Source organism: Propionicimonas sp. (genome assembly GCF_034927565.1).
Lineage (GTDB): Bacteria > Actinomycetota > Actinomycetes > Propionibacteriales > Propionibacteriaceae > Propionicimonas.
Genome location: NZ_JAYFPT010000044.1, coordinates 1 through 14582 on the forward strand (window position 1 = coordinate 1; position 14582 = coordinate 14582).

Sequence of the window (14582 nt, forward strand, 5' to 3'; positions counted from 1 at the left end):
TCGTAATCGCGCGGCGAGGTCGACCAGGCGATGCGGTTGTAGAGCTCCCGTCCGATCAGCCAGTCGTAGCCGGCCGCCCGGCCGTCGTAGCGGGCGCCCGGGTCGAGGTCCGGACGGGTCTCGATCACGACTCCCGCGGGCAGCTTCGCGTCACGCACAGTACGACCCTATTGCCAGCTGAGGTTGGGGCGCTGTCACCGTCGCGAAACCTGTCAACGGCCGCGTTGCCCGGACGGAGGGCAGCTCGCCTCCTTCCGGGCAACGCAGCAGGTGGTCCTCGGGCTCAGACCTCGTCGCCGACGGTGATCGCCTCGGCCTCGTCCTGCGCGGTGACGTGCGGACGCCGTCCGACGTGGGCCAGGGTGTGGCCGCCCAGGGTCAGGACGAGGATCGACACCAGCAGCGAGGCGGCGCCGAACCAGTACGGGCCAGAGGCACCCAGGGCCGCCGCGATCGAGCCAGACACCGCCGGGGCGATCGCACCACCCAGGAAGCGGACGCCGGAGTAGGTCGCGGAGGCCACCCCGTGCGGCAACTGGGTGGCGACCATGACGGTCTCGGTGAGCGCGGTGTTCAGGACACCGAGGAAGAGCCCGGCCGTGACCACCAGCGCAACCAGGACGGTCACCGAGTGCACGCCGATCCCCATGCCCGCCAGGGTGACGGCCAGCAGGCCGAGCATCGCGAACAGCACTGGACGCAGACCGAACCGCCGGGTGAGGACAGGTGCCAGCAGCACCGAGCTGAGCGCCAGGGCGACGCCCCAGCCGAAGAAGACCAGGCCCAGTTCATGGGCCCCGAAGTCCAGTCCGATCGCTGCCGCGGCGCTCTCCAGCGGGTAGGGGCTGTAGGCCAGCAGGGTGAAGAAGCCGTAGTTGTAGAACAGTGCGGTGAGCGCGAGGGTACGCAGAGACGGGTCGCGCAGGGCGGTGAGCCCGGCAGTGATCGAGACCGGCTCGGGCCTGGTTGTCGGCGGTCGCAGCATCACCGCGATCGCGATGAAGCCGATTGCCATCAGGGCCGCGGTGCCGAAGAAGGGGCCGCGCCAGGACAGCTCGCCGAGGACGCCGCCCAGCAGCGGGCCGACAGCCATGCCGACGCCCAGCGCCGACTCGTACAGGATGACCGCCTGCCGGCTGCCGCCGCTGGCGGCCCCGACGATGGCGGCGAGCGCGGTCGAGATGAACAGGGCGTTGCCGAGGCCCCAGCCGCCGCGGAAGCCGATGATCTGGTCGACGGTGCCGGAGGCGCCGGCCAGCGCGGCGAAGGTGACGACCAGCGCCAGCCCGATCAGCAGGGTGCGGCGGGCGCCGAGCCGGCTGGAGATGAAGCCGCTGAAGAACATCGCCACGGCGGTGATCAGCAGGTAGCTGGTGAACAGCAGCATGGTCTGGGACGGGGTGGCGTCCAGTTCGGCGCTGATCGCCGGCAGGATCGGGTCCACCAGTCCGATGCCCATGAACGAGACCGCGCAGGCGAACGCGATTGCCCAGACCGCTACCGGCTGCCGCAGGATGGACGGTGGCCTCTCGGTCTGGTGCTGCTCGCGCGCGTGAGTGGCTGTCATCGTGTCGTGGTTCCCTTCGGGTGGTTGGCGGTGGTGCCGGCTCAGTGCTGCGCCAGCCGGTCGGAGAGCAGTTCGAAGAGCTCGGCGGCGCGAGTCAGGGTGGCGAGGTCGGCCCCGTCGAGGTCGGCCAGCACTGGACGCACCACGGCCGCGGCACGGCTGCGGAAGCTCTGCAGTTCGGCCAGGCCGGAGGCGGTCAGCCGCACAACGGAGGCGCGCGCGTCGGAGGGGTCCGGATGCCGGGTGACGAGGCCGTCCTGCTCCAGCCGGTTGACGGTGACCGTCATCGTTGGCTGGCTGACAGCCTCGCGCGCGGCCAGTTCGCCCACCCTGAGGTCGCCCTCGTGCTGAAGGTTGGACAGCACGCGCATCGCGACCAGGGAGTGCCGCATGCCCGCCCGCCGGTTCACCGTCCGCACGAACCATGAGGCCTGGGACAGGAACCTGCTGGTCAGTTCGTCGGGGATGGCCCGAGCAATACTCATAGCTAAACTATATAGACTATCTATGGAAATGACCGGATCGTCCACACCCTGGCGAATCCCGGCTGGAACAGGTGGTCCGTCGGAACCGTCCGCATCAAGCCAGACGTCCACACGTTGCGCCTGTCAGAACACGCACAACGTGACCTACGGAGCGCAATGTGCGGTCACGCGACAGCAGGACGACCCAGGGCGTGCGCGCGGCGGGTCTGACGGGCTCGGCGCCGGCACCGCGGGGGGCCGTGGGCCACGACCGGGTCGCCATCGAGGCGCTCGGCGCCGGGTCCGGGGGGCTACATGTCCCGGTAGCGCTTCGCGTTGGCCAGGTCGGTGCGCAGTTCGGCTGCGGTCCGCGGGGTGACATAGCCCGGGGTGTCGCGCTGGATTCGCCAACCCTGCGACAGCGGCGTGACCACCACCGGATCGAACCCGAGTTCGTCGATCAGCCCGGCGACGGTGGCCGCGGCTTGGGCGTCGTTCGACACCGCGGCGAGCGCTCGGCGGTTGGCCGTCCCCGCAGGGCTGGCGTGTTCGAGGATGTGCCGGAACATGATGTGGTTGAACGCCTTCACCACCTTCGAGGTCGGTAGGTGTGCCTGCAGCAGCTCCGACGTGGTGGTTGACTCGTCGTCGAGGGCCGGGATCTGCCCGTCGCGTTGCGGGTAGTAGTTGTTGGTGTCGATCACGATCTTGCCTGCCAGCGGCTCGACCGGGACGGAGTCGATCGCCTTCAGCGGGATCGTGACGACGGCGATGTCGGCGGCTTCGGCAGCCTCGGACGGCGTCGCGGCCCGGGCGTGGGGGCCCAGTTCGGCCACGAGGTCGGAGAGAGTCTGCGGGCCACGAGAGTTGCTCAGCACGACGTCGTGGCCGTGGTCGACGAAGGCTCTGGCAAGAGTGGAGCCGATGTGCCCGGCCCCGATGAAACCGATGGTTGTCATACCGGCTCCAACCTGCCGATCGGCGGCGACATTCCCCGGGTCGGGCCAGCCGGGGTGAGGCCGGCAGGCACCTCGCGTACGCCATCCACGATCGGACTGGCCCGGAATCCTCTGTGCGGGGCATGAGTTCGGCAACCGTGTGCCATCCCGACCGGCTAGCCTCAAAACCGGCAGTTGTCTGCCAGCTTCGACCGGATGACCAGCACCAAGGCTCCGCATCGTCCACCACCCGTGGGCGGTGCCGCCAGCGTTGCCCACCGTCGTCGCAGCCGTCCACCGAGAGAGGAAATCAGCATGGGTGTTCTGAACCACGTCGGCCTGACCGTCGCCAACCTGGAGCGGTCGATCGAGTTCTACAGCGGCCTGATGGGCCTGGGAGAGCCGCCGGAGGGCTGGATCTTCACCATCGGCGGCGAGTGGCTCAGCCAGATGGTCGGCGAACAGGATGCGGTCGCCCGGGTCGCCTTCCTGCCGATGGACGACATCGTTCTGGAGCTGTTGGAGTACCAGCAGCCCGAGGGCGAGAAGGTCAACAACCGCCCCAACCGGGACGCCGGCGCGATGCACATCGCGCTCAACATCGGCGACGTCGATGCCACCTACGAACGCCTGAAGGACAAGGTGGTCTTCAACTCGCCGCCGCAGACCGTCCCCAACGGGCCGTGGCAGGGCGGACGGGTGGCCTACCTGCGCGACCCGGACGGCACCTCACTCGAACTCGTGCAGTCCGCCTGATCACCGCCGGCTGAGCCCGTCGAAGCCTGCGGCCGGGGAGCCGGCCGCGGGCTCCGGCAGGCTCACGGACTCGAGGGGCGATCATCAGGTCTGGCTCCAGGAACGCGGCGCGAGGCCCGGCCCCGGGCCGCCGGGCGTCCTGCCCGGCACGACGAGTTCGGCCGGTGGTTGGGACGCCGTCCTGGTGGTGGCTGTCACCCGATCAGGTCAGCGACCTCGTGCACGGGGACCGGCCCCAGCAGCTCGCGCAGCCGGGGGACGGCGCCGGATGCACAGCTGAACAGCACACAACTGGCGGGTCCTCCGGAGTCGGTGCGGCAGACCTCTTCCGGCTCCCGCCAGGCCACCGACAGCCCTGCTGGCTCGGCCAGCTGGGGCAGCTCCCAGGCCAGGCCCCGGGAGCCGACCGGTAGCGCGTCGTGCACCAACCCGGACGCCATCGCTGTGCGCACGGCCGCCACCGGCACCTGGCCGGGGTGGCCGATCCACAGCTCGTCCCGCGGCGCCGACAGCGGCACGCCCGCGCACAGCACCACGTCGCCTGGCCACGAACCGCCACTGTGCAGCCCGTCCGGACCGAGCCGGCCCAGCACTGTCACACCGATGCCGGTGGCCCGGGTAGCAACGTTCTCCTCTGTGCTCCCGGTGATCGCCTCGGGCGGCACCCCGGCCTCGACCGCCAGTCGGTGGATCTCGGCGATCATCGGCCGACCGGTGGGCTCCAGCTCCACGCACAGGTCATCGATCACGGCGACCGGGAGCGCGCCGCAGCACAGCACCTCCAGCAACGGCACCCGCAGGGCAAAATGGCCGACCGTCCGGGCGTCGGCGGCGACAGTGTCGGCAGGTTTGGGGCCGATGCCGCCGCTCGAGTCGGTGGCGACCACCAGGTCGCCCAGCACCAGCAGGTCGCGGACCCGGCGGGCGCCCGACCGCGTCGCGTCAGCCGCCGCGATCTCCGGCTGAACCGCTTGCTCGAACTCGCTCACGCTTCCTCCTGCCTCCCACCGTCGGGGCTGCGGTCCAGTACCCCGTCCATCTACACCACCCCGTATCCCAGGCCGTAACGCAACCAGCAGATCGCGGCGAGCGCCGCCGCCAGCACCGCCAGCACCACCAGATCGGAGGGCCGGAACCTGAGGTCACGCATCATCGTCATCGTGGGGTGGGCACCATAGCCGCGACTGGTCATGGCCACCGCGAGGTTGTCAGCCAGCAGGATCGAGTTCGTGATCAGCGGCACCATGATCGGCACGAAGGCGACCAGCTGACCGATCGGCCCGGAGTTCTTCACTCGGGCGCCACGGGCACGCTGCGCCTCGACGATCTGGTCCTTCCTGGCCACCATGGTCGGGATGAACGCCAGCGCGGTGGTCACCAGGATCGACAGCCAGACCGGTGCGTGCACCCGAGCCAGCACCACCAGCAGGTCATCGATCGAGGTGCTGACCGTGAACGCGTAGCTGGCCACCACCATCAGCACCAGACGTGCGACCAGGTTGAGTCCCAGCAGCAGCCCGGCCCAGGTGGCGTCCAGTCCCCAGACGCTGAACAGCACGCGGGTGTCCCCGCCGGTGGTGAACGGGCTCGGAGTGAACATCGTCACGACGACGATCAGCGCCATCACCAGCAGCAGCGGCTGGAGAGCCGTCCACAATCCGCCCAGCGGGGTCCCGGCAAGTGCCAGAGCCAGCAGCAGAACGGCCAGCAGCACCAGATTGGCCGCCGGATTGGCTATTACGAACAAGGCCACCAGGATGATCGTGAAGCCCGCGATCTTCACCCGCACGTCGAGCCGCTCGAGCCTCATCGCACACCTCCGGCGAGGGTCTTGGCCAGGTAGCGACCAAGGGCGGCCTCGTCCAGCAGGACGGGAGAGCCCGGCCAGAGCCGGCGGCACAGCTCGACCGTCTGGGTGGTCGCGACCGCCGCTTCGGCCAGCAGGTCGGTGCGGGCCAGCACCTCGGCGGTCGGACCGTCAGCGAGCACCTGGCCGTCGTTCATCACCACGACCCGCCGGGCATGGTGGGCGACCACGTCGATGTCGTGGGTGACCATGACGATCGTGGTGCCCTCGGTGTTCAGCTGATCGATCAGCCCCATCATCGTCTGGATGCCCGCCCAGTCCTGACCGGTAGTCGGTTCGTCCACCACCAGGATTCCCGGCCGCAGGGCGAGAATCGAAGCGACGGCGATCCGCTGCCGTTCCCCCTTGCCGAGCGAGAACGGGTGCTCGTCGCGGACGGCGTCCAGCCCGGTCAGGGCGAGCACCTCGGCGATCCGCTGCTCGACCTCGGACGGTGGCAGTCCGGCGAGCCGCAGGCCGTAGCGGACCTCCCCGGCGACGCTGGTGTTGAAGATCTGGTGGTCGGGGTTCTGGAAGACGTAGCCGACCTGCCGGGCGAGTTCCCAGGGCTGCAGCCGGCCGGCGTCCACACCGTCGATGATCACCGTCCCCGAGGTGGGTTCGAGGATCCGATTGAGATGCTTGGCCAGGGTGCTCTTGCCCGCCCCGTTGCGGCCGACCAGCGCGACATAGTCGCCGCGGTTGACGGTGAGATCCACCCCGGCCAGGCCACGGCGGCCTCCCGGGTAGGTGTGGACCAGGTTCCGCAGCTCGATCACCGGGTCGCCGGTGGGTAGCGCGCCGAGGGTCGGGTGGCCGGGGTCGGTCGACGCGGAGGGGACGCCGGGCGGGGGCGCCCCCTGGCCGACCGCTCGATCGGCCGGACCCCGCTGGGCTCGACCAGCGACGGCCCGGGCACCGGGTGCCGACAGTGGCCGGCTGGTGGCAGGCGCCACGGGTGGGGGCAACAGGCGCCGGCCGGCAAGCCGGCGCACCAGGGCCTCGGCCTCAGCGACAGCGAGCGGGACCTGCTCGCGTCCGATCAACCCGGCGGCGACCAGCTCGGTGCCGAGGACGGCCACCGGCAGCGGTTTGACCAGGTGCCGGACGGCCAGGTCGGGATCGCGGAAGAAGTCCGCCGGCCGTCCCTGCCAACCCACCTGGCCGTCGACCAGGACCAGCAGCTGGTCGGCGCGGTGGACGACATCGCTGCTGGCATGTTCGGCAGCGATCACCGTGACCTCGCCGGAGTCGCGCAGCGCGTCCACCGTGGTGTACAGCTCGGCCCGCCCCTGCGGGTCGAGTTCGGAGGTCGGCTCGTCCAGGCAGAGCACCTGCGGCTGCAGGGCCAGGACACCCGCGATCGCCAGCCGCTGCTTCTGCCCGCCGGAGAGCCGGGCGGTCTCGCGGTCCTCGAAACCGCCGAGGGCGACTGTTTCGAGGCAGACGCCGACCCGTTGCCGGATCTGCTCGCGTGGCACCAGGTGGCTGCGTGGGCCGAAGGCCACGTCCTCGGCGACGGTGCGGCCCAGCAGTTGGCTCTCCGGATCCTGCAGCACCAGGCCCACGTAGCGGGTGATCGTCTGGACGCGGAAGCCCGCCAGGTCGGCACCGTCCAGCAGCACCCGGCCGGTCAGGGTGCCCTCCTTCAACTGCGGGATCACGCCGTTGAGGGTCATCAGCAGGGTCGACTTGCCGCTGCCGGCGCGGCCCATCACGACGGTGAAACTGCCACGGGGAAAGCTCGCGTCCACGTCGTGGAGGACGTCGGCGTCGGCCCGCGGATAGCGGTAGCTGACGCCGACCACCTCGAGTGAGCGCTCCACCGGATCAGTTCAGCAGCTTGCTGTCGCGTACCGCGTAGTACGCCACTGCGGCGATCACCAGGTTGGCCGCGGCACCGACCAGCAGGGACGGCAGGCTGGCGACATACATCGCCCAGCCGCCGATCGGCAGCACGACCAGCGCGAGCCCGAAACTGTTCAGCAGGGTGGTGACTACCACGGCGATCACCAGACCCGCCAGTGTCCTGCGCCCCAGCCAGCGGAAGACGAGCGCGCACAGCCCCATCCCGAGTGCGATCAGGAGGTGCACCGGCAGCGTGAACGGGAAGCCCACGATCGCTGATGTCAGGACGTGGCCGATGGCGATCACGATGAAGCCCACCCAGGGCCCGAAGGCGACCGCCGAGAAGAAGCCGGGCGCCGAGTCGAGCGCCACGGTGCCGAGCGGGCTGGGGATCTTGATCAGCGACCCGACGGCACTCAGCGCGATGAAGATCGCCATGACGGCAAGGGTGCGAGCCGAGAACGGCGAGGGGGTGCCGTTGTCAGGGGACTGGTCGGAGAGCGACATGGCTACTCCCCGGTGGTGCCGGCGAAAGCGGCGGCAATCATCGCTGTCCTCCAGGTGACGGTGCGGCAGGGGACCTGCACGGAGCAGATGCGGGACGAGGTCGCCCCTGTCTGGGAAGCCTAGAGCGTGTCTGCCCATCCCGCAGGTGGCCTGCTGCGCATCGCCCGGGAGTTCTGCCGGGCCCAAGGCCCGGGTGCGAGACCGATTCCAGCGCCAGACGCCGCCTCGACGCGCCACGGCCGCCAGGGACCAGCGGGCGCCAGGATCGTCTCACCCCGGGGGCGGAATCGCCGAGGGACGGCATCATCGCCGGCTGCACGCAGGGCCACCCCCACGCACCACCCCCACCGCTCCCCGGCGGTGACGATCCGCGGACCAGTCACCAACAGACGATCCGCGAACCGGTCAGCAACACCGGAAATTCACCGTTCTGCCGTATCAGGGCCCCATACCAGCAGTGTCGCTCCCGGTGGCCGTGGGAAAGAATGGCGGAGAGACCGCGACAACGACAGGAGCGACATGTCAGCGAACAGCACCGACACCACGGCCTGGCGGGCCCGGCCCGCGGGCGCCCCGGAGACGATCAGCGACCAGACCGCCGAACTCATCGAGGGCTGGTGGCGTGCGGCCAATTACCTCTCGGTGGGCCAGATCTATCTGCTCGGCAATCCACTCCTGCGCCGGCCGCTCGAGCGGGACGACGTGAAGCGGCGACTGCTCGGGCACTGGGGCACCACGCCGGGTCTGAACTTCCTCTACGCACACCTCAACCGGGCCATCGTCGAGCGCGACCTCAACGCGATCTACGTCGCGGGTCCCGGTCACGGCGGGCCTGGTCTGGTGGCCAACGCCTACCTGGACGGTACCTACACCGAGATCTATCCGAGCATCACCCAGGATGAGGCGGGTCTGGGGCGGTTGTTCAAGCAGTTCTCGTTCCCGGGCGGCATTCCCTCCCATGTCTCGCCGGAGTGCCCCGGCTCGATCAACGAGGGCGGCGAACTCGGCTACTCGCTGTCCCACGCCTACGGATCGGTGTTCAACTCGCCCACCCAGCTCACGTTTGCCGTGGTCGGCGACGGTGAGGCGGAGACCGGGCCGGCGGCCACCGGCTGGCATGGCAACAAATTCGTCAACCCGAAGACGGACGGGGTCGTGCTGCCCGTCCTGCACCTCAACGGCTACAAGATCGCCAACCCGACCGTCCTGGCGCGCATCCCCGACGATGAGTTGGCCGACCTGATGCGCGGCTACGGCTACGACCCGATGGTCTTCGTGGCGCGCCCGGACGATGACCACCTCGACGTACACCGGCGGTTCGCCCGACTGCTCGACGACGCCCTGGACAAGATCGTCGCCATCAAGGCGGCGGCTGAGGCTGTCGACGCCGAGGCGGTCGAACGTCCGCGCTGGCCGATGATCGTGTTCCGGACGCCGAAGGGCTGGACCGGACCCAGACAGGTCGACGGCAAACAGACCGAGGACCACTGGCGCAGCCACCAGGTGCCCCTGGCCAACGCGCGCGATTCCGCTGAACACCTCGCGGTGCTGGCGGACTGGCTGGCGAGCTATCGCGCCGAGGAGTTGTTCGACCACGACGGCGCGTTCGCGGCCCGGTTCGACGCGCTGCGCCCGTCCGGCGACCACCGGATGTCGGCGAACCCGGTGGCCAACGGTGGTCTGCTGCTGAAGGACCTGCTGCTGCCGGACTTCCGCGACTTCGCGATCCAGCCGGACCCGGACGGGCACGGCGGCCCGGTGGTGGAATCGACCAAGCGGCTCGGGGAGTACCTGGCCGAGGTGGCGCGGCTGAACCCGCACAACTTCCGGGTGTTCGGGCCGGACGAGACGGCGTCCAACCGCCTCCAGGCGGTGTACGAGGCGACGCCCAAACAGTGGCTGGGGGAGTACCTCCCGACCGACCAGCCCGATCCGATGCGCAAACAGGGCCAGGTCATGGAGGTGCTCAGCGAACACCAGTGCCAGGGCTGGCTCGAGGGCTACCTGCTCACCGGGCGCCACGGCGTGATGAGTTCGTACGAGGCGTTCATCCACGTTGTCGACTCGATGTTCAACCAGCATGCGAAATGGATGGAGGCCACGAACGAGATCGGCTGGCGGCGTCCGGTCGCGTCCCTGAACTACCTGCTCAGCTCGCACGTGTGGCGGCAGGATCACAACGGCTTCAGCCACCAGGACCCGGGCTTCCTCGACGTGGTGATGAACAAGTCGCCGGAGGTGACCCGGGTCTACCTGCCGCCGGATGCGAACACCTTGCTGTCCACCTTCGACCACTGCTTGCGCAGCAAGCAGTACGTCAACGTGGTGGTGGCCGGCAAGCAGCCTGAGCCGGTGTTCCTCTCCATGGAAGAGGCGATCGCCCACTGCACGCGGGGGGTGGGGATCTGGGACTGGGCCGGGACGGAGGTCGCGGGCAGCGAGCCGGACGTCGTGCTGGCCTGCGCCGGGGACGTCCCGACGCTGGAGGTGCTGGCTGCGGCCGACCTGCTGCGCCACCAGATTCCGGAGTTGAAGGTGCGCGTTGTCAACGTCGTGGACCTGATGCGGTTGCAGGACGAGGCCGAGCACCCGCATGGCCTGTCCAGCCGTGACTTCGACACGATCTTCACCGCCGACAAGCCCATCATCTTCGCCTTCCACGGCTATCCGTGGCTGGTGCACCGGCTGACCTACCGGCGCACGAACCACGTGAACCTGCATGTGCGCGGCTTCAAGGAGAAGGGCTCCACGACGACGCCGTTCGACATGTGCATGCGCAACGACATCGACCGGTACCGCCTGGTGATCGACGTGATCGACCGGGTGGAGAGTCTGCGGTCGCGCTACGCGATGCTTCGCCAGGACATGGTGGATCGCCGGATCGAGGCCAAGGCCTATGCCTATCAGTGGGGCATTGACATCCCCGAGATCGCCGAATGGGTCTGGCCGGACGCCGGCGACGGCACCCGCAGCCCGAAGGCCGCCCTGTCCACCGGCGGAGACAACGAGTAAGCCGGCGCCTCCCGCGGATCGCGGCGCAGGCCTGCCGGCGAGCATCCTGAGGGCCGCTGCCACCGGTTCCAGGTGCGGGAGGCGGCCGGTCATTCGGCTTCGTCCTCAGACGCCCGGGCGTCCGTCGGTGTCGTCAGGGTGTGGCGATGTCCGGCCGGGTGGGGCCGACGACGTGCCGGAGCCCAGGTCGCGCGCGATCTCCTCGTCGCGTCCGGCCCGTGCCAGCCACAGCAGGACTGCCGCTGCTGCGCCCAGGCTGCACAGCAGCATGGCCGGTTGCAGCCAGCCCCGGCGCCGGGCGCCGAGGCTGCGGGCCACTGTCGTGCTGGCACCGACGGCCGCGAGCAGGGTTGCCTCGGCGAGGGCGCCGGCGCGTCCGGGTTTCGAGCGGCGCGAGGTTGCTGCCCAGGCTGCCACAGCGGCCGGGCCGAGGGTAGTGGCGAGGTCGACGGCGGCGGCCCGGCGCTTGGGCGTCCAGCGGTCGGGGGTGCCGTCCCAGGTCCAGTGCGAGGGCAGCGGATCCGGCAGCGACCGGCCACGCACCAGGTAGTGCAGGACGGTGGCCGCCGCAAGGCCGGCGGGTAGCGCGAGCGCCGTGCGGAAGGCCGCCTCGGAGGTGGAACTGAACGGGATCGCCTCCGCGTCCGGCTCGATCAGCCCCAGTCGGACGGCGATCGCCCCGAAGTTGATGTCCCAGCCCAGGCCGATCGCCCGCGGCAGCAGCAGGCGGGGGTTGGCGGGATCCCACCAGGTGGCGGCGATTCGCTCGTCGGCGCCACGCAGCCGGAAGCCGGCCACCAGCCGGTCGTACCAGGCCTGGTCGGTCCGTCCGCCGACCGGGCCAGCGTCGGCGACCAGGCGTTCGACGTCGGCGGCGGTGGCATCGGGCGAGAGGCGCTCGCACAGGTGGGCGGTGAGTTCGTCGATCACCGCGCTGCGCAGGTCGGCGGGCAACCTGGACGACTCGGTCTGGAGATAACGTTCGGCCACGGCCCGGGCCTGCGGGCCGAGGTCGGTGAGAGAAGTGATCATCATGCTCCTTCCAGCACGGACCGCAGGGCGGTGGCCACCGAGTCGAAGGCGACCGTCATGGCATGCAGTTGCGCGCGTCCGGCGTCGCTCAGCGCGTAGTACTTGCGCGGCGGACCGGACGGCGACTCCTGCCAGGTGGTGCGGACCAGGTCGCTGCGGGCCAGTCGGGCGAGCAGCGGGTACACGGTGCCGGCGCTGATCGCCAGCGCCGGGTGGGCGGCCAGGTCGTCCACGAGTTGGGAGCCGTACCTCGGCTGCTGGGCGAGCAGCCCCAGCACGGCCAGTTCCAGCACTCCCTTGCGCAGTTGTGAGGCCCAGGCCTCATTCTCCGACGTCATTTGATCACGGTATAACCAGCTAGCTTGTATTGCAAGCTAGCTGGTCTGGTCAGGTGCGGCTTAGCATGCCGGCATGTCCCGAGACCACCTCGCCGCCTTGCACGCCTACCAGGACGACTTCCTGGCGTCCATCGCGCTGGCCGACCCGTCGGCGCCGGTGCGTTCCTGCGGCGACTGGACGGTGGCCGACCTGGTGCTCCACCTCGCGGAGATCCACCTCTGGGCCGCAGCCAAGGCCAGCGGTGGCGAGGAACTGCCCCTGGGTGACGTCGATACTGATTCGCCGCGGCAGCTCGCCAAGCTCTACGGCCAGTGTGCAGCCGTCCTGCGCGACACCCTTGCCCGGCTGGACCCCGACGCCCCGGCCTGGACGCTCACCGACCAGGACCTGCCCGAAGGAGCGCCGCGCACTGGCACGGTCGGGTTCTGGCACCGCCGGCAAGCCCTGGAGACCCTCATCCACACCTGGGATCTCCGCACGGCCGCCGGCCTCGGCTACGACCCGGGCGACGAGGGCTGGCTGGACTGCGTGGATGAGGTGGTCACCGTGATGCACCCGCGCCAGCTCAGGCTGGGACGGATCGCGCCGCCGGCCGTCCGTGTCCGGTTCCGCACCGCCGCGGCCGACGCCGGGGAACTCGCCGGAGCCGATCCGGCTGCCCCAGCGGTGACAGTCTCGGGCCCGGCGAAAACCCTCGCCCTGCTGGTCTGGGGCCGCGCCGACTCCGACGATCCCGCCCTCGCCATCGCCGGCGACCGGGCCGGCCTGGATGCCGTCCTCGCCCAGGGGCTGACCCCCTGATACGCACCGGCAACGGACTGTGGGCTTGCCCGGCGAGCCGCAGGGACCGCTCGGAACGCTTCGCCAGACGTCCGCGATCCGGCCTACCCGATGCCCACGGCCTGCGCACCGCGGCGTACCGCGTCCAGGGTCTGCCGGACGGCCTGGTCGTCGGTGCCGTAGTTGCTGACCGAGAACCGGACGACGGCGCGTCCGCGCCAGTGGGACGAGGACGGCCAGGTCGTCCCCTCGGCGCGCAGCCAGTCGCCCAGCGCCGCCGTGCGCGTGTCGTCCGGGCCGGCAAGGCAGACCTGGGTGAACGCGACGTCGTTGAGCACCTCGAGTCCCGGGATGGCGTCGAATCCGTCGGCGAGGGCGCGGGCGGCCATCACCAGGCCGTCCAGCAGCGCGGCGACCCCGTCCCGGCCGAGCGCGCGTAGCGCGGCATGGATCGGCACGCCGCGGGCCCGGCGAGAGAGTTCGACGGTGCGGTCCTGCGGCTCGGGGACAGCGTTGCCCTCAGGCAGGTACGCCGCCCGCTGGCCGAGGGCAGCGGTCATGGCCGCCGGGTCGCGGACGATCGCAACCCCGCTGTCGTAGGGCACATTGAGGGTCTTGTGGGCGTCGGTGGCCCAGGAGTCGGCCGCCTCATGGCCGGCGACCAGGTGCCGCAGCGACGGGCTCGCCGCAGCCCACAGCCCGAAGGCGCCGTCGACGTGCACCCACGCGCCGGCCGCATGGGCGGCGGCGATCGAGCGGGTGAAATCATCGAAGGCGCCGGAGTGGACGTCTCCGGCCTGCAGGGCGACGATCGCCGGGCCCTCCTCCCCGGCCAGGACCATGGCCAGCGCGTCCGGGTCGATTCGGCCCTGGTCGTCGACCTCCACCAGCCGGGGCAGACCGAGCCCTGCCATCCGTCCGGCGGCGACCAGCGAGCCATGGACGCTGGCGCCGGCCAGCAGACGGAGCCGAGGCGCGCCCTGCAACCCGTCCTGCTCGACGTCCCAACCCTCCGCCCGCAGCACCGCATTCCGGGCGGAGAGCAGGCAGGCGAGGTTCGCCGAGGTCGCCCCGGTGGTGAACCCCACCGCCGCACCGGGCGGCAGGCCGAGCAGCTCACACAGCCAGTCGCCGGCGAGTTCCTCGACTGCCACCACGCCGGGGGTGGTGCTGCGGAAGCTGGCGTTCTGGTCCCAGGCCGACACCAGCCAGTCCGCACCGAGTGCAGCGGGGTAGGTGCCGCCGGTCACGAACCCGTAGAACCGCGGTGACTGCATGGCGATCAGCCCCGGCTCGACGGCGTCCGCCAGCTGTGCGACGACCGTCCCGGCGGGGGCCCCACCGGCCGCCAGGTCGCGGCCGAGCCGATCCTTCACCTGGTCGATCGTGAGCACCGGGGCGATCGGGCGCGTCGGCATCGTCTGCAGCCACGCGAGCGCAAGAGCGTGGGCAGCGTCCAGGGCAGTCTCGTAGTCACCAGGCATGCGGTTCAG

At 70.4% G+C, this 14582-nt stretch carries 13 protein-coding genes; 3 read left to right on the forward strand and 10 right to left on the reverse strand.

Translation table 11 applies throughout. From position 1 onward, the window contains the following. Positions 1 to 283 precede the first annotated feature (283 nt). From VB080_RS08890 to VB080_RS08900, 3 genes are all read right to left on the reverse strand, one after another. Entirely contained in the window at positions 284 to 1516 is a 1233-nt protein-coding gene (locus VB080_RS08890) for an MFS transporter (RefSeq protein WP_416339628.1), read from the reverse strand. Positions 1517 to 1608: 92 nt separating this feature from the next. Next, a complete protein-coding gene (locus VB080_RS08895) occupies positions 1609 to 2052 on the reverse strand; it encodes a MarR family winged helix-turn-helix transcriptional regulator (protein ID WP_323418087.1) in 444 nt (147 codons plus the stop codon). Between the two features lie 290 nt (positions 2053 to 2342). Continuing rightward, positions 2343 to 2990, reverse strand: coding sequence for an NADPH-dependent F420 reductase (locus VB080_RS08900; protein WP_323418088.1), 648 nt, complete (start codon positions 2988 to 2990; stop codon positions 2343 to 2345). Positions 2991 to 3284: 294 nt separating this feature from the next. Here VB080_RS08900 and VB080_RS08905 point away from each other — a divergent pair, with 294 nt between their 5' ends. Then, positions 3285 to 3725, forward strand: a complete 441-nt coding sequence (locus VB080_RS08905) for a VOC family protein (RefSeq protein ID WP_323418089.1) — start codon at positions 3285 to 3287, stop codon at positions 3723 to 3725. A 194-nt stretch (positions 3726 to 3919) separates the two neighbouring features. Here VB080_RS08905 and VB080_RS08910 read toward each other — a convergent pair whose 3' ends face one another. The 4 genes from VB080_RS08910 to VB080_RS08925 are packed head-to-tail and all read right to left on the reverse strand — an operon-like array spanning position 3920 to position 7926. Next, positions 3920 to 4714, reverse strand: coding sequence for an AIR synthase related protein (locus VB080_RS08910; RefSeq protein WP_323418090.1), 795 nt, complete (start codon positions 4712 to 4714; stop codon positions 3920 to 3922). A gap of 50 nt (positions 4715 to 4764) precedes the next feature. Then, the gene (locus VB080_RS08915; protein ID WP_323418091.1) at positions 4765 to 5535 is read right to left on the reverse strand and encodes an energy-coupling factor transporter transmembrane component T; all 771 of its coding nucleotides are present in this window, start codon (positions 5533 to 5535) and stop codon (positions 4765 to 4767) included. Beyond that, on the reverse strand, positions 5532 to 7397 hold the full coding sequence (locus tag VB080_RS08920) for an ABC transporter ATP-binding protein (protein WP_323418092.1): 1866 nt from the start codon (positions 7395 to 7397) through the stop codon (positions 5532 to 5534). Before VB080_RS08920 ends, VB080_RS08915 begins: the two co-directional genes overlap by 4 nt. Before the next feature lie 4 nt (positions 7398 to 7401). Beyond that, positions 7402 to 7926 carry an ECF transporter S component gene (locus tag VB080_RS08925; protein ID WP_323418093.1) on the reverse strand — a complete coding sequence of 175 codons (525 nt, stop codon included), beginning with the start codon at positions 7924 to 7926 and terminating at the stop codon, positions 7402 to 7404. 519 nt (positions 7927 to 8445) lie between these two features. Here VB080_RS08925 and VB080_RS08930 point away from each other — a divergent pair. Further along, positions 8446 to 10938 (forward strand): phosphoketolase family protein, encoded by a 2493-nt coding sequence (locus tag VB080_RS08930; protein ID WP_323418094.1) that lies wholly within the window; start codon positions 8446 to 8448, stop codon positions 10936 to 10938. A 105-nt stretch (positions 10939 to 11043) separates the two neighbouring features. Here VB080_RS08930 and VB080_RS08935 read toward each other — a convergent pair whose 3' ends face one another. Then, on the reverse strand, positions 11044 to 11970 hold the full coding sequence (locus VB080_RS08935) for a DUF1648 domain-containing protein (protein WP_323418095.1): 927 nt from the start codon (positions 11968 to 11970) through the stop codon (positions 11044 to 11046). Next, positions 11970 to 12308, reverse strand: coding sequence for a PadR family transcriptional regulator (locus VB080_RS08940; protein ID WP_323418096.1), 339 nt, complete (start codon positions 12306 to 12308; stop codon positions 11970 to 11972). The genes VB080_RS08935 and VB080_RS08940 overlap by 1 nt, the downstream gene beginning before the upstream one ends. Before the next feature lie 73 nt (positions 12309 to 12381). Here VB080_RS08940 and VB080_RS08945 point away from each other — a divergent pair, with 73 nt between their 5' ends. Beyond that, on the forward strand, positions 12382 to 13110 hold the full coding sequence (locus VB080_RS08945; protein WP_323418097.1) for a maleylpyruvate isomerase family mycothiol-dependent enzyme: 729 nt from the start codon (positions 12382 to 12384) through the stop codon (positions 13108 to 13110). Between the two features lie 83 nt (positions 13111 to 13193). Here VB080_RS08945 and VB080_RS08950 read toward each other — a convergent pair whose 3' ends face one another. Next, positions 13194 to 14573 (reverse strand): pyridoxal phosphate-dependent decarboxylase family protein, encoded by a 1380-nt coding sequence (locus tag VB080_RS08950; protein ID WP_323418098.1) that lies wholly within the window; start codon positions 14571 to 14573, stop codon positions 13194 to 13196. Between the last annotated feature and the right edge of the window lie 9 nt (positions 14574 to 14582).